The organism is Serratia sp. P2ACOL2 (genome assembly GCF_003691565.1).
Taxonomy (GTDB): Bacteria; Pseudomonadota; Gammaproteobacteria; order Enterobacterales; family Enterobacteriaceae; genus Serratia; species Serratia liquefaciens.
The window spans coordinates 3,697,344-3,716,916 of sequence record NZ_CP033162.1; the positions used below are offsets into that span (position 1 = coordinate 3,697,344).

Sequence of the window (19,573 nt, forward strand, 5' to 3'; positions counted from 1 at the left end):
TGACGACTCCAGGAATCTGGGGTTACGCCTTTACAAGCCTTTGATACGCTGCTCGTATTCTACGATGCTCTCGGCATAGTATCGATTAGGCGCCACATGATTTCCTACCAACACTTCTATCAGGAAAGGCCCCTCATGCTCAGCCGCGGCGGTCAGCGCTTCGTCCAGTTCCTCCAGCGTCGCCGCTTTGGCGGAGGCAACCCCCAGGCTGTTGGCGAAGGCCTTCCAGTCATGGTTCGGCAACGCGGTATAGTCCGCAGATACCCCACGGTTTTGCAGGGTGTCGATGTGCATCGCTCCGTGAGCGCAGTTGTTCATCACCACAAAGGTCATTTTGACCTGATAACGGGCGGCCGTCTGGATCTCGATGCCGTGCATCAGCATGCAGCCGTCGCCGGTAACCACCACGCAGTCGCGGTGCGGCGCTGCCAGTTTGATGCCAATGCCGGCACAAATCGCCCAGCCCATCGGCGCCAGAGAGCTTGAGGTATGGTAATCGCCCCGGCCGCTGGCCTGCCAGTGGTGCGCCATAAAGATACGGTGTGCGCCGGAATCGACCACCACGTTGGTGTCCTGATTCATACGGCTGCGGATGCGTTTGATGGCGTCGCCGGGGTACATGTTGGCCTCACCCTCGGCAAGACGCACCTGCAAATCGGGCCGTTGCTGCTCTAGCGGCAGTTGACCCACCTGCTCAAGCCAGCCGTTACGCAAGCGCTTAATGCTGTTCAGGTGCGCGTCATCGTCGCTGACCGCATCCAGCAGGTGGTGCAACGAGCCGGTCAGGCTGGAGAAAATCTGCATATCCGGTTGATAATGCGAGCTGACCTTATCGAAATCCTCGTCAATCACCACCAACGTTTTGGTGCCGTGCAGTCGCGGATTCCAGTTCAGGCTATCGCGTTGGCTCAGATCGCAACCCAGCACCAGCAGCACATCCACTTCATCGCCATTGATGGTTTCCACCGCCCGGGTATGACCGGCAAAACCGTACAACCCCAGCGCCAGCTCGTGCCCTTCGGGAAACGCGCCCTTGCCGGACAGCGTAGTGGCAACCGGCAGACGGTATTTCTCCGCCAGGCGCAGCAACAGGGCCGCATCCAGCGGATTATTCATGCGGTTACCCACCAGGCAGGCGACGTTCAGCCCGCGCAGCAGATAGTCATCCAGCACCTGATCCAATGCCTGTGGGTCGATCGCGGCCTCTCGACACTGGGGCGTGCGTGGCGGGCTAACTTCATGACCGCCGGCCACCTCTTTCTTTTGCATATCGACCGGCACGCTGAGATAGGTGCGACCTTTTCGCTGAGTGTTCAGGCAGGACAGACTGCGCCGCAGCTCGTGCTGCAACGTGAGATTATTTTTCACTTCTATCGCAGCGGAAAGCAGCGGTTTGACGATAGTCAGCTCATCGATGCCACTATTGCTGCCGTCCTGGAAGGCACCCTGCGCCTCATGATAAGTGGCAATGCCGCCGGCCAGATACAACACCGGAATTTTGTCGGCCTGTGCCGCCGCCATCGCCGGCAGGAAATTCATGGTGCCGGGACCGGAGATGCCCAGACAAACGCCAAACTTGCGGCTGGCGCGAGCATAACCGTCCGCCATAAAACCGCAGGCGGTTTCATGGGCGCCGACGATGCCGGCAATGCCTGAATGTTCAATGGATTTTATCAATGGGTACACCAGCTTGCCGGGTACCAGGAATATGTGCTGAATGCCGCGAGCTTCGAGACTCTGGATAATCGCATCAGCGTTGCTTTGCGTTGCCGCTTTCGCACCGGGGGTTGCAATAACTCTGACACCGTCCGCAGTTGCCAGTGCTACGGGGGTGTATAACTTCTCTGCGTGAGACTCCATTTTCAATGTCCAGTCGTGGTGGGCCAACCTAGATTCAGAGTCGATCCCACCAGGCGATTAGCCCACAGAGACAGGCTCTCATGCGCGTCTGCTTACGCGTTCAGGGTAACATTGGCACAAAATGTGCGCCAGATCACAGCATAAACGTTGATAAGCATAAAGATTGTCGGGTAAAAATAAAGATGCAAAACTGCTTCACGTTGATGCATTTATTCATATCCTGAAACATAATTAATAATTATGATACGTGGGCCTCATTTGCAGCCAAAACCAGAGCCGGTACGGTTGCGCAATAATGAACACAGACAAGACCGATAAGCCTGCACAAAGGAAATGGCATGATGAATTGGGATGATGCACGCTTCTTCCTGGCGGTCGCACGCTGCGGCACTTTACGAAAAGCCGCCAATGAACTACACGTCGACCAAGCCACCGTCGGGCGGCGTATTACCGCTTTTGAAGAGAGCCTGGGATCCAAACTGTTTATCCGTACGCCAAAATCGTTCTCCCTCAGTCCGTTGGGAGAAGAAATGCTGGCGGACGTCATGAACATGGAGAACTCGGTGCAGGCGATTGGCCGCAAAGCCACCAGTGGCGACGACAGCCTGTGCGGTAACGTACGCATCGCCACCACCGATACCATGGCCGAGGCTTTTGTCATCCCGGCGCTGAAGGCGCTGCGAGAGCAATACCCGTTAATCACCGTCACCATGCTGACGGCGGTCAATATCTCTGATATTTCGTACCGTGGCGCAGATCTGGCGATCCGCGGCGCCCGTCCCGAATCCGATGAGCTGATTATCAAACGCATGGCCACCATCGAAATGGGGCTGTATGCGACGCAGGACTATCTCGACAAACACGGCATGCCGACCAAGGGCGACCATCTGCGGGGTCATGACCTGCTGATGTTCCCGCGAGAACTGGTGCCCCGTCACTGGAACAACTTCTGTGGCGAAACGCTGATCGATCCTAACGTGGTGCTGCAGTGCAATTCGCAGTTGCTGCTGCGCTCTGCAACGCGCAATGGGTTGGGGATTGGCCTGCTGTCCTCGTTCCTGGCGGATAAGGACCCGGACCTGGTGCGAATTTTCCCGGAAAACAAAGACTGGGTAGATATCTGGCTGGTGCTGCATCCTGACCTGCAGCGTGCCGCCAGGGTGCGTGCCGTAGTTCAGGCGCTGGAAACCTCATTTACAAATAATCCCGGCTGAACCCCCTACTCAGGGGTCAGGGTGACTTACCCTGCCCCTATTATCCCGTTTCACCACATTGTCATGATTAGATAAAAAGCTTATTATCTAATCAACGCACAGGACGTGCCCCCACAGTCGAGGGAATGATGGCAAAGGTTAACTGGTCGCGCAAAGCAGTTAAACAATTGATGACGCTACCGACTCAGGATCGCTCAGCCATTAGAGACAAGGTCGGGCTGTTAAGCGCGTTCCCGGCCGTCAGACTGGATATCAAAAAATTGCATGGTGCTGACAGCCAATTTCGCCTGCGCGTCGGCAGCTATCGCATTATTTTTGAGATGAGTGATGGTGAACCTATTGTCTGTCTGATCCAACAAGTGAAGCGTAGAACGTCGACAACTTACTAAACCGCGTTGAGCTGAAATTTATAATCCGAGGTATGCCAGATGGCGAAGTTACAATATATCCATGATGAATCAGGCAAGCCGCTGTACGTGATATTGCCTCTCGATGAATATAAAAAGCTGGTAGGCCGGCAAGATGACTATGAGTCTGTTCCCTATCATAGCGATGCGCACGATGATGAAACTGTTCCTCATGAAGTGGTCTCCATCATGTTGGATCAGAACATCAGTCTGATAGCCGCATGGCGAATTTTCCGCGGCTTCTCGCAGTACGATGTGGCGACAAGACTGGGGACTACCCAATCTGCCGTTTCTCAGTGGGAAGCCATTGACTCTAAACCGCAAAAAAAAACCCGGGAAAAACTGGCAGAGTTATACCACTGTAGCCCGTCGCAGATGATGCTCTAATCCGTTCCCCACGCCATAAAAAAAGGTCGCCGAAGCGACCTTTTTTACTGCCCTGATGCCCATCAGAACATCGGTTGTGCCATCTGTACCAGCGTAATCAGCGGCTGCGGATAAACACCCAGCAGCAGCACCAACGCGGCGGAGATCAGCACCACTACGCCGCCTGCGGTCAACGCCCAGTTATTTGGGGTATCGCGCTGCAGCGCTTCCGGCGCGCTGAGGAACAGGCTGACGGTGACGCGCAGGTAGTAGTACAAACCAATGGCGCTACCCAGCACCACGGCGCCGGTCAACCACCACAGGTGAGCGCTGACGCCCATTGCGATCACGAAGAACTTACCGATAAAGCCCAGGGTCATCGGGATACCGGCCAGTGACAGCATCATCACCGTCATGACGGCGGACAGAATGGGCTTATGCCAGAACAGACCGCGATAGGAGAACAGTGAATCTGCATCCGGGCCACGGTACGGGCTGGACATCAGGCTGACCACGCCGAACGCGCCCAGGCTGCTGAACAGGTAACCGGCCAGGTAAACCCCGGCGGTTTCCAGCGACAGCTGGTGGGTTTGCACCGCAATCAGCGCCACCAGCAGATAACCCAGGTGGGCAATCGACGAGTAACCCAGCAGACGCTTGATGTTGGTCTGGCTGATGGCCATCAGGTTGCCGAACAGAATCGAACAAACGGCAATGATCGACAGCACCATGCGCAGCGCTTCGTTGTCGGCAGCAGGCGCATACAGGAACAGACGCATAACGACCGCAAAGATAGCAATCTTGCTGGCGGTGGCCAGGAAGGTTGAAACCGGCGCAGGCGCCCCCTGATACACATCCGGCGTCCACAGTTGGAACGGCACCAGCGACAGCTTGAAGCCCAGACCGACAATCATCATGCCCATACCGGCCAGGATCAGCGGCTGGTGCATCATGTTTTCTTGCAGGCTCTTGCCCAGGCCGGCCAGCGACAGGTCACCGGACTCCGCATACAGCAGCGCCATACCGAACAGCAGGAAGGACGACGCCGCGGCGGACAGCAGCATGTACTTGATGGCCGCTTCCAGCGGTCGCTTCTGGCGGTAGGCGTAGCCCACCAGACCAAACAGCGGCAGCGAGATCAGTTCAATACCGAGGAACAGCGAGGCCAGATGGTTGGCGCTCGCCAGCAGAATGCCACCCAGGGTAGCAATCAGCACCAGCAGGTAGAACTCTTCGCGGTTGTCCGGGTAGCCGACCAGCCACGGATAGGCAAAGGTACAGGTCGCCAGACTCGCCAGTATCACCAGCCCGGTATAGAACATCGAGTAGCCGTCAACCCGCAGCAGCGGGGTGACGTCCATTGGGCCTGCCTGGCCGACAAAGTACAGCGAAAGCAGCGCCAGGTTTAGACCGATCACGGTCAGGGTGGCGTTGATAAAGTGGTCGCGTCGCCACGCAATGCCTAGCATCACAACCACCACCGTCAATCCGACGATCAACAGCGGCAACAGTGCGATCAGTTGTTGAGGAGTTATTGTCATGGCGAATTACGGCCTTGTTGTTGAAATTGCTGAAACTGACGAACCAAACCAGTGTTGCACGTTGCTCATCGCCGCATTAGAAGTGTCCAGAATCGGTTGTGGGTAGACCCCCAACAGAACCAGCAACACCACCAACAGCAGAATGATGAACAGCTCACGCGCGGTCATGCCCGGCAAAGGTTGGTCAGACTTGGCTTTGCCGTAGTAGGCACGCTGCATCATGATCAACGAGTAAACCGAAGCAAACACCAGACCGAAGGTAGAAATCACGGTGATCACCGGCACAACCTGATAGCTGCCGAACAGGATCATGAATTCACCGACGAAGTTACCGGTACCCGGCATCCCCAACGTAGCCACCGCGAAGAACAGCGACAGCGCAGGGATGTATTTGATACGCCCCCACAGGCCGCCCATTTCACGCATGTCGCGAGTGTGCAGACGTTCGTACAACTGGCCACAGATGATGAACATACCGGCCGCAGACAGGCCGTGTGCAATCATCTGGATCACTGCCCCCTGGTAAGCCAGTTGGCTGCCGGTGTAGATGGCGATCAGGACGAAGCCCATATGGGAAACCGAGGTGTAAGCGATCAGACGCTTGATATCGGTCTGCGCAAACGCCATCCAGGCGCCGTAGAAGATACCGATAACACCCAGCCACATGGCGATTGGCGCGAACTCATGCGAAGCTTCCGGGAACAGCGGCAGGCTGAAGCGCAACAGGCCATAGGCCGCGGTCTTCAGCAAGATCCCCGCCAGGTCGACAGAACCTGCGGTAGGAGCCTGGCTGTGCGCATCCGGCAACCAGCCGTGCAACGGCACCACCGGCATTTTCACCGCGAAGGCAATGAAGAAGCCCAGCATCAACAGGTATTGCACGTTGTGCGACATTGGCGTTTGCAGCAGGTCTTCGTAATCGAAGGTCCACACGCCGGTCGCGTTATAATGCACAAACACCAGGCCCATAATGGCAATCAGCATCACCAGACCGCTGGCCTGGGTATAGATGAAGAACTTGGTAGCCGCAGTGATACGGGTTTTCCCGTCCGACGCCTTATGACCCCAGAGTGCGATCAGGAAGTACATCGGCACCAACATCATTTCCCAGAAGAAGAAGAACAGGAACATGTCGATGGCGAGGAACACGCCGATAACCCCACCCAGGATCCACAGCAGGTTCAGGTGGAAGAAGCCCTGGTATTTCTGGATTTCACGCCAGGAACAGAGGATAGCCAACACGCCCAGCAGGCCGGTCAGCACTACCATCAGCAGTGAAAGTCCGTCCAGCGCCAGGTGGATGGAAATGCCAAAGCGTGGGATCCACGGCAGCAGGAATTCAGACTGCCACTGCGGTATGCCTTTCGGCGTAGTCAACGTGTAGCCGCCCTGCATCCACAGATGCAGAGAAAGCGCCAATGTCAGCCCCATTGCGATCAACGCAATCCAGCGCGGCACCTTAGTACCGAAGCGCTCAAACTGCCAGCACAGCAGACCGCCAATAAAGGGGATAAGAATTAGCCAAGGTAATAGCATGGCGTTTTGTGTCCCTTATACGAATAATTTCAAACTTTGTACGTAGCGCCTGCCCTGCAGAGCGCTACGCCCGAAAAATGCGTCTGTTTAAATTATTCAATTAAACCAAAATCAACAGAGCCAATACGACCACTGCACCCACACCCATAGACGCTATATACCAACGCACCTGACCGTTCTCGCTCACTGTCAGACCACGGTTCCCCCAGCGGGAGAAAATGGCCGGCAAGTTCATCATCGAGTTCAGCGGATCACGTTGCAGCAACTTCGCAATACCCAGGTACGGCTTGACGAATACTTTGTCGTACAGCCAGTCGAAGCCCCAGGCATGGAACCACCAGGTAGAGAAGAAACGTCCCGGTGCGCTATTGGCGATGCGGGTAACCAGGGTACGTTTGCCCAGCCACAGCGCCGCCGCTAACAGGATGCCAACAATAGCCACTACGCCGGAGGTAATCTCCAGCTGCAGCACGCTACCGTGCGCCAGCTCGGTGGTATCTGGCAGCACGCCCTGCAGTGGCGGAACAATCATCGCGCCAACGAAGGTGGACAGCACCAGCAGAACCAACAGCGGCAGATGGTGAGTGATGCCTTTACCGGCATGCGCTTTGATTTTCTCTTCGCCATGGAACACGATGAAAATCATACGGAAGGTGTACAGCGAGGTCATGAACGCACCGACCAGGCCGGCAATCATCAGGTTGATGTGACCGTTGGCCATCGCACCCGCCAGGATCTCATCCTTACTGAAGAAGCCTGCGGTGATCAGCGGCAGTGCCGACAGCGCAGCGCCCCCCACCAGGAAGCAGACGTAAACCAGTGGAATGCTCTTGCGCAGGCCGCCCATCTTGAAGATGTTCTGCTCGTGATGGCAAGCCAGGATCACTGAACCGGAGGAGAGGAACAGCAGCGCCTTGAAGAACGCATGGGTCATCAGATGGAAGATTGCTGCATCCCACGCCTGCACACCCAACGCCAGGAACATGTAACCAATCTGGCTCATGGTAGAGTAGGCAAGTACGCGTTTGATGTCAGTCTGTACCAGCGCGGCAAAGCCGGCCAGCACCAGGGTCACTGCCCCGATAATGCCCACCAGATGCAACACTTCCGGCGCCATCAGGAACAGGCCGTGCGTACGGGCAATCAGGTAAACGCCCGCGGTCACCATGGTCGCCGCGTGGATCAGTGCGGAAACCGGGGTTGGACCCGCCATGGCGTCTGCCAGCCAGGTCTGCAACGGCAGCTGCGCTGATTTACCGACCGCGCCGCCCAGCAACATCAGGGTAGCCCAGGTGATCGCCGTATCGCCGACCGCCAGTTTTTGCGGTGCCAGGATCATCAGTTCGCGGATGTTCAGCGTGCCCAGCTCGTTGTAGAGGATGAACAGCGCGAACGCCAGGAACACGTCGCCGACGCGGGTCACGATGAAAGCTTTCATCGCCGCCGCACCGTTGGCCGGATCCTTGTAGTAGAAGCCGATCAGCAGGTAGCTGCACAGGCCCACGCCTTCCCAGCCCAGGTACATCAGCAACAGGTTGTCTGCCAGTACCAATACCACCATGCTGGCGATAAACAGGTTGGTGTAAGCGAAGAAGCGCGAGTAGCCCTCTTCACCGCGCATGTACCAGGACGCGAACATGTGGATGAAGAAGCCCACGCCGGTAACCACGGACAACATGGTCAACGACAGGCCGTCCAGCGTCAGAGTCACACCGATATTAAAGTTACCGACGGTCATCCAGTTCCACAGGCTCTGCTCAAACAACTGCACGCCCGTCGCTTTCTGGGCGAAGAAATCCATCGCCACATGCACCGTGACCAACGCAGCCAGGCCGATAGAGCCTACGCCAATGGTTGCCGAGACGTTCTCAGACCAGCGGCCTCGTGAAAAGGCCAACAGCAGGAACCCGATCAGCGGTAGCAGAATAGTTAAATATAATAGGTTCATCCGCGCATCTCACTGACAGTATCAATATTCAGGGTATGACGGCGACGGTAGAGCTGCAGCAGCAACGCCAGACCGATACTGGCCTCGGCTGCCGCCAAACTGATCGCCAGGATGTACATCACCTGCCCATCCGGTTGGCCCCAGTAACTACCCGCCACGATAAACGCCAATGCTGCGGCGTTGATCATCACTTCCAGACTGATCAGCATAAACAGCAGATTACGACGAACCAGCAACCCGGTCAGACCCAGGACGAACAGGATCGCCGCCAGAATCAGGCCATGTTGAAGAGGGATCATGCTTGCTCCTCCGATTTTCTTCTCGCCATTTCGCCACCGACCGGCGCGTTGCTCAACACCTCACCCGGTTTGTGCTCACGGCCAATGTGGAAGGCAACAACCAGACCTGCCAACAGCAGCATTGAAGCCAGCTCAACCGCCAACACGTAAGGACCGAACAGGCTGATCCCCACGGCTTTGGCGTCTACCATCTCACCGCTGATGCCCTGATCGGACACGCTGCGAATCGCGAAAATCAGCACCGCCAGCAGCAGCAACGACAGCAGGCCCGGACCGATCCATACCGACGGCTTCAGCCAGTCGCGCTCTTGCTTTTGTACCGCGCTGCCGAGGTTCAACATCATGACCACGAACACGAACAGCACCATGATGGCACCGGCGTAAACGATGATCTCCAACGCCGCTGCGAAGTACGCGCCGAGTGAGAAGAAGACTGCAGAGATCGCCAACAGCGAGACGATCAGATACAGCAACGCATGCACAGGGTTGGTATGCGAGATCACGCGAATGGTCGCGATCACCGCAATCAAACCTGCCAGATAAAAGGCAATTTCCATGCTTGCTGGCTCCTTAAGGCAACAGACCTTTGACGTCGATCGGTTTGGCTTCGTTTTCGGCTTCGCCCTTGGCTTTGCCGTCAATCGCCATACCGGCCATCCGGTAGAAGTTATATTCCGGATATTTACCCGGCCCCGAGATCAACAGATCTTCTTTTTCGTACACCAGGTCCTGGCGTTTGAACTCACCCATTTCGAAATCCGGCGTCAGCTGGATCGCGGTAGTTGGGCAAGCTTCTTCGCACAGGCCGCAGAAAATGCAGCGCGAGAAGTTGATGCGGAAGAACTCCGGATACCAACGGCCATCTTTCTGTTCTGCTTTTTGCAGCGAGATACAGCCCACCGGGCAGGCAACCGCACACAGGTTACAGGCTACGCAACGCTCTTCACCGTCCGGATCGCGCGTCAGCACGATACGGCCACGGTAACGCGGCGGCAGGTAAACCGGTTCTTCCGGATACATCTGGGTTTCGCGCTTGGCGAAGGCATGCAGGCCTATCATCCAAATGCTGCGCACCTGGGTGCCGAAACCAACCAATAACTCTTTCAATGTCATGGTTTATTCACCCCTTATTGAGCGTTGTACAAAATGACTGCGGCAGTTGCCAGCAGGTTCAGCAGCGTCAGCGGCAGACACACTTTCCAGCCGAAGGCCATTACCTGGTCATAGCGCGGACGTGGCAGAGCAGCACGAATCAGAATGAACATCATCATGAAGAAAGCCGTTTTCAGCGCGAACCAGATGAATGGCGGCAGGAATGGACCCTGCCAGCCACCGAAGAACAACGTCACAATCAGGGCAGAAACGGTGACGATACCGATGTACTCACCCACGAAGAACAGACCGAACTTCATGCCGGAGTATTCAATGTGGTAACCGTCGGCCAGTTCCTGCTCGGCTTCCGGTTGGTCAAACGGGTGACGGTGACACACCGCAACGCCGGCAATCGCAAAGGTCACGAAACCGAAGAATTGCGGGATGACGTTCCACAGATGCGCCTGAGATTCAACAATGGTCTGCATGTTGAAGGAGTCCGCCTGCGCCACCACGCCCATCAGCGACAGGCCGATGAACACTTCGTAGCTCAGGGTTTGCGCAGAAGCACGCATCGCCCCCAACAGCGAGTATTTGTTGTTGCTCGACCAGCCGGCAAACAGCACGGCGTATACCGCCAGGCCGGCCATCATCAGGAAGAACAAAATACCGATGTTGAGGTCGGACACCGCCCAGGTCGGACTGACCGGGACGATGGCAAATGCCAGCAACAGGGAAGTGAAGGCGATCATCGGCGCCAGGGTGAAGATCACCCGGTCGGAGAATTTCGGAACCCAGTCTTCCTTGAAGAACATTTTGATCATGTCGGCGACCAGCTGCAGCGAACCGCCCCAGCCGACACGGTTTGGTCCGTAACGGTTCTGGAACAGGCCGAGCAGGCGACGTTCGCCGAAGCTCATGAAAGCACCGCAGGTGACGACGACCAGCAGGATCACTACCGCTTTAAGCACGGAGATCAGAATGTCGATCACCTCAGGGGTAAACCAGCTCATCGTGTTGCCTCCCGCAGATTTTCAACCGTCGCACCCACCAATACCGGCGGGATCCCTGGCAAGCCGAGCGGTAAGCCCACCTGGCCCTGGGTCAGCGTTTCACTCAGGCGCACCGGCAGACGCAGCGTCTGGCCCGCACAGCTGAACTCCACCAGCGCACCGGCATTCACGCCAAGCGTAGCGGCATCCGCCGGGTTCACCATCACGTAGGCCTCTGGCATACGCTGCTGGATCACGCCGGAACGCTGTGACATTTCATCACTGCCGAACAGGTGGTAATAAGGCGCGACACGCCAGCCTTGCTCATGATCAAAGGCGGCAGGCACCTGGGTGAAGTAATCCAGCTTGCCCTCCCCTGCTTCGATCAGACGCACGCCCGGATCGCCATGGCGCAGCTTGCCGCCCACTTCGGCCTGGAACTTGTTCCATGCCTGCGGTGAGTTCCAACCTGGTGCCCAGGCGAACGGGATCTGCTGACGATCGGCCAGCGGGCTGTTGTTCCCTTCCATCGAGAAGGCGAACATGGTGTCTTTATCCTGCGGCTGACGCGGCTCGTGCACGCTGATGTTGGCGCGCATAGCCGTACGACCACTGGAACGATGTGGCGAACGTGCCAATTTTTGACCTCGGATGCGGAAACTTGCGTCCGGTGCCGCGTCCACAATGCCCTGCAGCTGCGGCAACGCGGTAACACAGGCTTCGATAACGTGATCGAGCTGCGTCCAGTCCACGTGACGGCTGGTATAGGTGGAATGCAGCGAGTGCATCCAACGCCAGCTTTCCAGCATTACGGTGTAAACGTCTTTTTTCGCGTCGTCGTAGTAGGCCGGATCGTAAACCTGGAAGAAACGCTGTGCGCGACCCTCCTGGTTGACCAGGGTACCGTCGCTTTCTGCAAAGCTGGCCGCCGACAGGATCAGGTTGGCCCGATCCATGATCGCGGTGCGCTGATGATCAACCACGATCAGGTTGCTGACCTTGGCCAACGCGGCGTCCACTTTTGCCGCCTGCGCATGCCGGTAGAGATCGTTTTCCATCACGATAGCGGTGTCTGCTTCACCGTTTTCCAGCTGCGACAGCGCCTGATCGAGCGAACCACCGCCAATCATCGACAAACCGATGCTGTTGGCCGCGCTGGCCACGAAGGTGATACCCACATCAGAGCCGCGATCCTTCAGCGCTTTGGCGATGTTGGCCGCCGCTTCGATGATGGCTTCGCTGCCGGCGTTGCTACCGGTGACGATCAGCGGTTTACGTGCGTCGGTCAGCGCCTGCACGATGATATCGACTTTCTTGTTCAGGCCGTCAGCCAAATCGTTGACCGCCGGTGCCGCATTATCAAGCCCGTGGGCGATGGCGAAGCCGAGACGCGCTTGCTCATCCACCGGTGCACGGTAGTTCCACGCAGCGATGTCGTCCAGACGGGTGTTGTCCACGTTGGTGACGAACAGTGGGTACTTGGCATGCTGACCAATGTTTTGTATCGCGGCAATCTGCCAGTCGGCAACGCGCTGGGCTGCAGCCATGGCGCGAGCCTTGCCCTTCACCGCCTGACGTACCGACAAAGCAATACGTGCGCCGGTCTGGGTCAGATCTTCACCCAGCACCAATACCGCGTCGTAGCCTTCAATTTCGCGCAGCGCAGGCGTGTGAACGCCGCTGTTTTGCAGCACGTTCAGCATCAGGTTCAGACGACCCTGTTCCGCCTGTGAAATACCGGTGTAGAAATTCTCGGCACCGACCAGTTCACGCAGTGCGAAGTTGCTTTCCAGACTGGCGCGGGGTGAGCCGATACCGATGGTTTTCTTCGCCTGACGCAGGATGTCCGCCGCGCCCTGCATAGCCTGTTCGGCGTTCAGGGTGATCCAGTCGTTGCCGCGCAGCTGCTGTGGCTGACGTGGACGATCTTTCTGGTTCACGTAGCCATAACCGAAGCGGCCGCGGTCGCACAGGAAGTAGTGGTTCACGCTGCCGTTATAGCGGTTTTCGATGCGACGCAATTCACCATAGCGCTCGCCCGGGCTGGTGTTACAGCCGATGCTGCACTGCTGGCAAATGCTTGGCGCAAACTGCATGTCCCACTTACGGTTATAACGCTCGGAGTGGGTTTTGTCGGTGAACACGCCGGTCGGGCACACTTCTACCAGGTTGCCGGAGAACTCGCTTTCCAGCGTGCCGCTCTCAACACGACCGAAGTAGACGTTATCGTGCGCGCCGTACACACCGAAGTCGGTGCCGTCCGCATAATCCTTGTAATAGCGCACACAACGGTAGCAGGCGATGCAGCGGTTCATCTCATGCGAGATAAACGGCCCCAGTTCCTGGTTGTTGTGGGTACGCTTGCTGAAGCGGTATTTACGGAAGCTGTGGCCGGTCATTACTGTCATATCCTGCAGGTGACAGTTACCGCCTTCTTCACATACCGGACAGTCGTGCGGGTGGTTGGTCATCAACCACTCAACCACGCTTTCACGGAACTGTTTGGCTTCGGCATCGTCGATGGAAATAAAGGTTCCATCGGATGCCGGTGTCATACAAGACATCACCAAACGGCCACGCGTATCTTCCGCGTTTTGGTATTGCTTTACCGCACATTGGCGGCAAGCGCCGACGCTTCCCAGCGCCGGATGCCAGCAAAAGTAAGGAATATCGAGGCCGAGAGAGAGACAAGCCTGCAACAGGTTGTCAGCTCCATCTACGTCGTATTCTTTGCCGTCTACATGAATCGTAGCCATAGTCAGCATGCTTCCAAGTGGCCTGCCTTGCGGCAGGCGTTAATCAAAAATTCTGGCCGTGTCGTCGGGGCGAGTCGGCTTACCAGCGTTGCTTCAGCAGGTTGTTCGGCTGAATGCCGCCAATCGCATGCGCGTTACTGAAATGCTTCACGGCGATGCCCGCTTCGAACTCTTCACGGAAATATTTAATTGCGCTTTGCAGTGGCTCTACGGCACCTGGCGCGTGGGCGCAGAAGGTTTTGCCCGGGCCGAGGGAACGGCACAGCTGCTCGAGGGTTTCGATATCCCCCGGCTGCCCTTGGCCATTTTCCAACGCACGCAGGATCTTCACGCTCCACGGCAGGCCGTCACGGCATGGCGTACACCAACCGCAGGACTCGCGAGCGAAGAACTCTTCCAGGTTGCGCACCAACGGAACCATACCGATTTCGTGGTCCACCGCCATCGCCAGCGCGGTGCCAAGACGGCTGCCGGCTTTACCGATGTTCTCGAAGTCCATCGGCAGATCGAGATGATCGGCAGTCAGGAAGTCGGTCCCTGCACCACCTGGCTGCCAGGCTTTGAAACGCAGTCCGTCACGCATGCCACCGGCGTAATCTTCCAGAATTTCACGTGCGGTGGTACCAAACGGCAGCTCCCAAACGCCTGGGTTTTTCACCCGGCCGGAGAAGCCCATCAGTTTGGTCCCGGCGTCGTTACTTTTGCCGGCGGAGATCCCCTTGTACCAGTCAATGCCGTTCGCCAGAATGGCCGGCACGTTACACAGGGTTTCTACGTTGTTAACGCAGGTCGGTTTGCCCCATACGCCGGAGGAAGCCGGGAATGGTGGCTTGGAGCGCGGGTTGGCGCGGCGGCCTTCCAGCGAGTTAATCAGCGCGGTTTCTTCGCCGCAGATGTAGCGACCGGCACCGGTATGAACAATCAGCTCGAAGTCGAAACCGCTGCCCATGATGTTCTTGCCCAGATACCCGGCTTCGGTAGCTTCGGCAATCGCACGGCGCAAATGCACCGCCGCTTCGATGTACTCACCGCGCAGGAAGATATAGCCGCGGTAAGCCTTCAGCGCGAAAGCCGAGATCAGCATGCCTTCCACCAACAGGTGCGGCATCTGTTCCATCAGCAAGCGGTCTTTATAGGTGCCCGGCTCCATTTCATCGGCGTTACACAGCAGGTAACGGATGTTCATGGATTCGTCTTTCGGCATCAGGCTCCACTTCAGACCGGTGGAGAAACCTGCGCCGCCGCGGCCTTTCAACCCGGCGTCTTTCACCAGGTTGACGATCTCGTCCGGAGCCAGGCCTTTAATGGCCTTTTCGGCGCCCGCATAGCCGTTTTTGCTGCGGTATTCATCCAGCCAGACCGGCTGTTTGTCATCGCGCAGTCGCCAGGTCAGCGGGTGCATTTCGGGAGTGCGTACAATGTCTTTAATCATTGATACTGCTCCAGTAGCGTCTCGATATCTTCAGGCTTCAGCTGACTGTGAGTGTCCTCATCAATCATCATGGTCGGCCCTTTATCGCAGTTGCCCAGACAGCAGGTTGGCAGCAGAGTGAAGCGACCATCAAAGGTGGTTTGACCCGGTTTGATGCTCAGCTTCTTCTCGATGGCGGCCTGAATGCCCTGGTAACCGGTGATGTGACAAACAACGCTGTCACAATAACGGATCACGTGACGTCCTACTGGCTGACGGAAAATCTGGCTGTAGAACGTGGCCACGCCTTCTACGTCGCTGGCAGGAATGCCCAGCACTTCCGCGATGGCATAAATCGCACCGTCCGGAACCCAGCCGCGCTGCTTCTGCACAATTTTCAGTGCTTCGATTGAGGCGGCGCGTGGATCCTCGTAATGGTGCTTTTCGTGCTCGATCGCATCACGTTCTTCCGCGCTCAGCTCAAATGCATCAACGCCGCTCTGAGGAGCGGCCGCATTGATGGGTTCAAGCGCTTCGTTATTCGCGTGATTGTCTTTTTGATCATGCATAGTTAGCGGTCCACATCTGACATTACAAAATCGATACTACCCAGATAGACGATCAGGTCGGAGACCAGGCTGCCACGGATTACCGCTGGGATTTGCTGCAGGTGCGCGAAGCTTGGCGTACGTACCCGGGTGCGGTAGCTCATGGTGCTGCCGTCGCTGGTCAGGTAGTAGCTGTTGATCCCTTTGGTGGCTTCAATCATCTGGAATGATTCGTTGGCTGGCATCACCGGGCCCCAGGAAACCTGCAGGAAGTGGGTGATCAGCGTTTCAATGTGCTGCAGCGTACGCTCTTTCGGCGGCGGCGTGGTCAGCGGGTGATCGGCCTTGAACGGGCCTTCCGGCATGTTGTTCAGGCACTGCTCAAGGATGCGCAGGCTCTGGCGCAGCTCTTCTACCTTCAGCATCACGCGGGTGTAGCAGTCGCTGTTGCCGTCGCCGACCGGGATTTCGAAGTCGAAATTCTCATAGCCGGAATACGGACGCCATTTGCGCACGTCGAACTCGATACCGGTAGCACGCAGGCCGGCGCCGGTCACGCCCCACTCCAATGCCTCTTTGGCATTGTAGGATGCAACACCCACGGAACGGCCTTTCAGGATACTGTTCTTCAGCGCAGCCTTGACGTAGGAGTCCAGGCGTTTTGGCATCCACTCCAGGAATTCACGCAGCAGACGATCCCAACCGCGCGGCAGATCGTGTGCAACACCGCCAATACGGAACCAGGCCGGGTGCATACGGAAACCGGTGATCGCTTCCACCAGATCGTAGATTTTCTGACGGTCGGTAAAGGCGAAGAACACCGGGGTCATGGCGCCGACGTCTTGAATGAACGTGCTGATGTATAGCAGGTGGCTGTTGATGCGGAACAGTTCGGACAACATCACGCGGATAGTGTCAACGCGCTCCGGCACCTTGATACCGGCCAGCTTTTCAACCGCCAACACGTAAGGCATTTCGTTCACGCAGCCGCCGAGGTACTCGATACGGTCGGTGTACGGAATGTAGCTGTGCCAGGACTGACGCTCGCCCATTTTCTCGGCGCCACGGTGGTGGTAACCGATATCCGGAACGCAGTCGACGATCTCTTCGCCATCCAGTTGCAGAATGATACGAAATGCACCGTGCGCTGATGGGTGGTTCGGGCCAAGGTTGAGGAACATGAAGTCCTCGTTCTCGGTGCCACGCTTCATGCCCCAGTCTTCCGGCTTGAAGGTCAGCGCTTCCATTTCCAGATCTTCTTTCTGTTTGGTCAACACAAAGGGATCGAACTCGGTGGCGCGCGCCGGATAATCCTTACGCAGCGGGTGGCCTTCCCAGGTTTGCGGCATCATGATGCGCGTCAGGTGCGGGTGGCCGTCGAAGGTAATACCGAACATTTCCCAGGTTTCGCGCTCATACCAGTTGGCATTAGGGAAAACCTTGGTTGCTGTGGGCACGTGCAGGTCTTTTTCAGACAGCGCCACTTTCAGCATGATATCGCGGTTGCGTTCGATAGAAATCAGATGGTAGAAAACAGAAAAATCCGCGGCCGGCAAACCGTCGCGGTGGGTGCGAAGACGCTCGTCCACGCCATGCAGATCGAACAGCATGACGTAAGGCTTCGGCTGTTTTCTCAAAAACGTCATTACTTCCAGTAACTGGTCAGGCTTGACCCATACCACGGGCATTCCGGTACGGGAGGGCTGAACAGTGAAGGCTTCCGGCCCAAAACGGTTGCGCAGTTCGCCAATCACCGGATCGTCGAGGTGATCTCGGGTCTGCCAGGCCGGCAAGGCGTCGTGCGTCGTTGAATCTGTCATAATTTTTTTTCACCACACTAAAGGGTTATTTCGCCGCAAGTTCACTTTTCGCTGTGTTAACCAATAGCGCACTAAGATGGACGTTAAATGAACGTCTTAAATCTCGTCAGGCGTCCGAAGGTTGGTCACCGCGATACGCTCGCCGTGTTTACGCTCTCTTTCAGACTGCATATTGGCGCGGTAAACGCCCTGATCGCCAACAACCCAGGACAGCGGACGGCGTTCTTTGCCAATCGATTCCTGCAGCAGCATCAGCGCCTGCATGTAAGCTTCTGGACGCGGTGGACAACCCGGGATATACACATCGACCGGCAAGAATTTGTCCACGCCCTGCACGACGGAATAGATATCGTACATGCCGCCGGAGTTGGCACAGGCGCCCATGGAGATCACCCACTTTGGCTCCAGCATCTGTTCATACAGGCGCTGAATAACCGGGGCCATCTTGGTAAAGCAGGTACCGGCTACGACCATCAGGTCAGCCTGACGCGGCGAAGCACGCAATACTTCGGCACCAAAACGAGCCACGTCGTGAACGGCGGTAAACGACGTCACCATCTCCACGTAACAGCACGAAAGGCCAAAGTTATAGGGCCAAATAGAGTTTTTACGCCCCCAGTTCACCATGTCATGCAATGCATGTTCGAGTTTACCCATGTAAACCGTGCGGTGAACCTGTTGATCCAGGGGATCGGCGACGACCTCCTGTTTTTGCAGGGGGTAACGGTCGTTCTCACCGTTCGGGTCTATGCGGGTGAGCGTATAGTCCATCTTAATGCCTCGTTTTTTACCGACTACTGCGGATGACTGTTGGTGTTAGTGATCGTGCCTGGTTTACTCAGACGTTTGGAACGCGACGGTGTCCAGTCCAATGCGCCGATACGCACCAGATAAAACAGACCGGCCAATAGCACCAAAATGAAAATGGCGGCTTCGATGAAGCCAACCCAACCGCTCTCGCGAATGGAGACCGACCAGGCGTACAGGTACAAGGCTTCAACATCGAAAATAACGAAGAACATGGCAACCAGGTAGAACTTGGCGGACAGACGCATACGCGCCGTGCCGACCGAGTCGATGCCTGATTCAAACGGGGTATGTTTGGCACGCGCACGGGCTCTCCCACCCAGGAAGAACGCGCCCAGCAGCATTAAACCGCAAAGCCCGATAGCCACGACAAAAAATACGGCGAACGCCCAGTGATGAGCGATAACTTCAGTGGTTGTTGACATACTCTATGCTTACTCATCAAAAGTGGCGTCGATCGCTCTGCTCTTGTATCTGGCAGTTAGTGCACCACATCGATTTAAGGGAAGGATAAATAAACCACACAAACAAACTGCTTTTACAGCGAGTTAGGCAGCGTTTTACTGTGGGCTTTTTACTCCTTTCTATAACCTTTTGTCAACTTTGACAAAAGTATCTACACACTAGTTTACATACGTATCATTTAATTAACATTTGATGCGCCTGGCTTAGGCTAAATCGTGTCAGTTAATTGCCGTGTAGAAACAGATAGATATAAACCAACATGCACATTTCAGTTTTACTATACCATTGTCTCAGGAATCTCCTGTTCTTCCACTCACTACCTAGGGGTATTTTTTTGATCCAGGACACGTTTTCAGCATAAAACCTCAAAAAAAGTGTGGCCCTTTAATAAATTTTGTCAATTCTTGCGGTAAAAATCGCCGTGACACGCTATCAAAATAACCCTATCTATTCCAGGTCTTTAGCGGTGAAATTAATCGTTCAAAAAAACAGCGAAAGTCATTTTTTTCGT

Annotated in this window: 17 protein-coding genes; 3 read left to right on the forward strand and 14 right to left on the reverse strand. The window is 56.2% G+C overall.

All coding sequences use genetic code 11. The features are described from left to right. Window positions 1-30 precede the first annotated feature (30 nt). The gene (locus EBA31_RS17975; RefSeq protein ID WP_122079904.1) at window positions 31-1,860 is read right to left on the reverse strand and encodes a thiamine pyrophosphate-binding protein; all 1,830 of its coding nucleotides are present in this window, start codon (window positions 1,858-1,860) and stop codon (window positions 31-33) included. Between the two features lie 338 nt (window positions 1,861-2,198). Here EBA31_RS17975 and EBA31_RS17980 point away from each other — a divergent pair, with 338 nt between their 5' ends. From EBA31_RS17980 to EBA31_RS17990, 3 genes are all read left to right on the forward strand, one after another. Next, on the forward strand, window positions 2,199-3,074 hold the full coding sequence (locus EBA31_RS17980) for a LysR family transcriptional regulator (RefSeq protein WP_020827837.1): 876 nt from the start codon (window positions 2,199-2,201) through the stop codon (window positions 3,072-3,074). A 128-nt stretch (window positions 3,075-3,202) separates the two neighbouring features. Continuing rightward, window positions 3,203-3,463, forward strand: a complete 261-nt coding sequence (locus EBA31_RS17985; RefSeq protein ID WP_041415532.1) for a type II toxin-antitoxin system RelE/ParE family toxin — start codon at window positions 3,203-3,205, stop codon at window positions 3,461-3,463. Window positions 3,464-3,502: 39 nt separating this feature from the next. After that, the gene (locus EBA31_RS17990) at window positions 3,503-3,868 is read left to right on the forward strand and encodes a helix-turn-helix domain-containing protein (protein WP_122079905.1); all 366 of its coding nucleotides are present in this window, start codon (window positions 3,503-3,505) and stop codon (window positions 3,866-3,868) included. Window positions 3,869-3,930: 62 nt separating this feature from the next. Here the strand turns inward: EBA31_RS17990 and nuoN are convergent, their stop codons facing one another. The 13 genes from nuoN to EBA31_RS18055 all read right to left on the reverse strand — a co-directional run bounded on the left by nuoN (window position 3,931) and on the right by EBA31_RS18055 (window position 19,022). Continuing rightward, on the reverse strand, window positions 3,931-5,388 hold the full coding sequence (gene nuoN / locus EBA31_RS17995; protein ID WP_044552632.1) for an NADH-quinone oxidoreductase subunit NuoN: 1,458 nt from the start codon (window positions 5,386-5,388) through the stop codon (window positions 3,931-3,933). 6 nt (window positions 5,389-5,394) lie between these two features. Next, the gene (gene nuoM, locus EBA31_RS18000; RefSeq protein ID WP_122079906.1) at window positions 5,395-6,924 is read right to left on the reverse strand and encodes an NADH-quinone oxidoreductase subunit M; all 1,530 of its coding nucleotides are present in this window, start codon (window positions 6,922-6,924) and stop codon (window positions 5,395-5,397) included. A 100-nt stretch (window positions 6,925-7,024) separates the two neighbouring features. After that, a complete protein-coding gene (gene nuoL, locus EBA31_RS18005; RefSeq protein ID WP_020827842.1) occupies window positions 7,025-8,872 on the reverse strand; it encodes an NADH-quinone oxidoreductase subunit L in 1,848 nt (615 codons plus the stop codon). Next, window positions 8,869-9,171: an NADH-quinone oxidoreductase subunit NuoK gene (gene nuoK, locus EBA31_RS18010; protein ID WP_012146014.1), complete on the reverse strand. Its 303-nt coding sequence runs from the start codon at window positions 9,169-9,171 to the stop codon at window positions 8,869-8,871. Before nuoK ends, nuoL begins: the two co-directional genes overlap by 4 nt. After that, the gene (gene nuoJ / locus EBA31_RS18015; protein ID WP_020827843.1) at window positions 9,168-9,728 is read right to left on the reverse strand and encodes an NADH-quinone oxidoreductase subunit J; all 561 of its coding nucleotides are present in this window, start codon (window positions 9,726-9,728) and stop codon (window positions 9,168-9,170) included. Before nuoJ ends, nuoK begins: the two co-directional genes overlap by 4 nt. A gap of 13 nt (window positions 9,729-9,741) precedes the next feature. Further along, window positions 9,742-10,284 carry an NADH-quinone oxidoreductase subunit NuoI gene (gene nuoI, locus EBA31_RS18020; RefSeq protein WP_004947256.1) on the reverse strand — a complete coding sequence of 181 codons (543 nt, stop codon included), beginning with the start codon at window positions 10,282-10,284 and terminating at the stop codon, window positions 9,742-9,744. A 14-nt stretch (window positions 10,285-10,298) separates the two neighbouring features. Beyond that, entirely contained in the window at window positions 10,299-11,276 is a 978-nt protein-coding gene (gene nuoH, locus EBA31_RS18025) for an NADH-quinone oxidoreductase subunit NuoH (RefSeq protein ID WP_020827844.1), read from the reverse strand. After that, on the reverse strand, window positions 11,273-14,011 hold the full coding sequence (nuoG, locus tag EBA31_RS18030; protein WP_041415534.1) for an NADH-quinone oxidoreductase subunit NuoG: 2,739 nt from the start codon (window positions 14,009-14,011) through the stop codon (window positions 11,273-11,275). Before nuoG ends, nuoH begins: the two co-directional genes overlap by 4 nt. Before the next feature lie 79 nt (window positions 14,012-14,090). Next, on the reverse strand, window positions 14,091-15,443 hold the full coding sequence (gene nuoF, locus EBA31_RS18035; protein WP_020827846.1) for an NADH-quinone oxidoreductase subunit NuoF: 1,353 nt from the start codon (window positions 15,441-15,443) through the stop codon (window positions 14,091-14,093). Continuing rightward, complete coding sequence (nuoE, locus tag EBA31_RS18040; protein WP_104410952.1) at window positions 15,440-15,991, reverse strand: NADH-quinone oxidoreductase subunit NuoE; 552 nt, start codon at window positions 15,989-15,991, stop codon at window positions 15,440-15,442. The genes nuoF and nuoE overlap by 4 nt, the downstream gene beginning before the upstream one ends. 2 nt (window positions 15,992-15,993) lie before the next feature. Continuing rightward, window positions 15,994-17,790, reverse strand: a complete 1,797-nt coding sequence (gene nuoC, locus EBA31_RS18045; RefSeq protein WP_020827848.1) for an NADH-quinone oxidoreductase subunit C/D — start codon at window positions 17,788-17,790, stop codon at window positions 15,994-15,996. Window positions 17,791-17,886: 96 nt separating this feature from the next. After that, complete coding sequence (locus EBA31_RS18050) at window positions 17,887-18,561, reverse strand: NADH-quinone oxidoreductase subunit B family protein (RefSeq protein ID WP_012146021.1); 675 nt, start codon at window positions 18,559-18,561, stop codon at window positions 17,887-17,889. Between the two features lie 23 nt (window positions 18,562-18,584). Further along, on the reverse strand, window positions 18,585-19,022 hold the full coding sequence (locus tag EBA31_RS18055; RefSeq protein ID WP_020827849.1) for an NADH-quinone oxidoreductase subunit A: 438 nt from the start codon (window positions 19,020-19,022) through the stop codon (window positions 18,585-18,587). Window positions 19,023-19,573 lie beyond the last annotated feature (551 nt).

Excerpts from the sequence above, each read along its gene's own strand:
- nuoE (WP_104410952.1), bottom strand. The coding sequence starts at position 15,991 with ATGCATGATCAAAAAGACAATCACGCGAATAACGAAGCGCTTGAACCC.
- nuoM (WP_122079906.1), bottom strand. The coding sequence starts at position 6,924 with ATGCTATTACCTTGGCTAATTCTTATCCCCTTTATTGGCGGTCTGCTG.
- nuoF (WP_020827846.1), bottom strand. The coding sequence starts at position 15,443 with ATGATTAAAGACATTGTACGCACTCCCGAAATGCACCCGCTGACCTGG.
- nuoK (WP_012146014.1), bottom strand. The coding sequence starts at position 9,171 with ATGATCCCTCTTCAACATGGCCTGATTCTGGCGGCGATCCTGTTCGTC.
- EBA31_RS17975 (WP_122079904.1), bottom strand. The coding sequence starts at position 1,860 with ATGGAGTCTCACGCAGAGAAGTTATACACCCCCGTAGCACTGGCAACT.
- EBA31_RS17985 (WP_041415532.1), top strand. The coding sequence starts at position 3,203 with ATGGCAAAGGTTAACTGGTCGCGCAAAGCAGTTAAACAATTGATGACG.
- nuoH (WP_020827844.1), bottom strand. The coding sequence starts at position 11,276 with ATGAGCTGGTTTACCCCTGAGGTGATCGACATTCTGATCTCCGTGCTT.
- EBA31_RS18050 (WP_012146021.1), bottom strand. The coding sequence starts at position 18,561 with ATGGACTATACGCTCACCCGCATAGACCCGAACGGTGAGAACGACCGT.
- nuoN (WP_044552632.1), bottom strand. The coding sequence starts at position 5,388 with ATGACAATAACTCCTCAACAACTGATCGCACTGTTGCCGCTGTTGATC.
- EBA31_RS18055 (WP_020827849.1), bottom strand. The coding sequence starts at position 19,022 with ATGTCAACAACCACTGAAGTTATCGCTCATCACTGGGCGTTCGCCGTA.
- nuoJ (WP_020827843.1), bottom strand. The coding sequence starts at position 9,728 with ATGGAAATTGCCTTTTATCTGGCAGGTTTGATTGCGGTGATCGCGACC.
- nuoI (WP_004947256.1), bottom strand. The coding sequence starts at position 10,284 with ATGACATTGAAAGAGTTATTGGTTGGTTTCGGCACCCAGGTGCGCAGC.
- nuoL (WP_020827842.1), bottom strand. The coding sequence starts at position 8,872 with ATGAACCTATTATATTTAACTATTCTGCTACCGCTGATCGGGTTCCTG.
- nuoC (WP_020827848.1), bottom strand. The coding sequence starts at position 17,790 with ATGACAGATTCAACGACGCACGACGCCTTGCCGGCCTGGCAGACCCGA.
- nuoG (WP_041415534.1), bottom strand. The coding sequence starts at position 14,011 with ATGGCTACGATTCATGTAGACGGCAAAGAATACGACGTAGATGGAGCT.
- EBA31_RS17990 (WP_122079905.1), top strand. The coding sequence starts at position 3,503 with ATGGCGAAGTTACAATATATCCATGATGAATCAGGCAAGCCGCTGTAC.
- EBA31_RS17980 (WP_020827837.1), top strand. The coding sequence starts at position 2,199 with ATGATGAATTGGGATGATGCACGCTTCTTCCTGGCGGTCGCACGCTGC.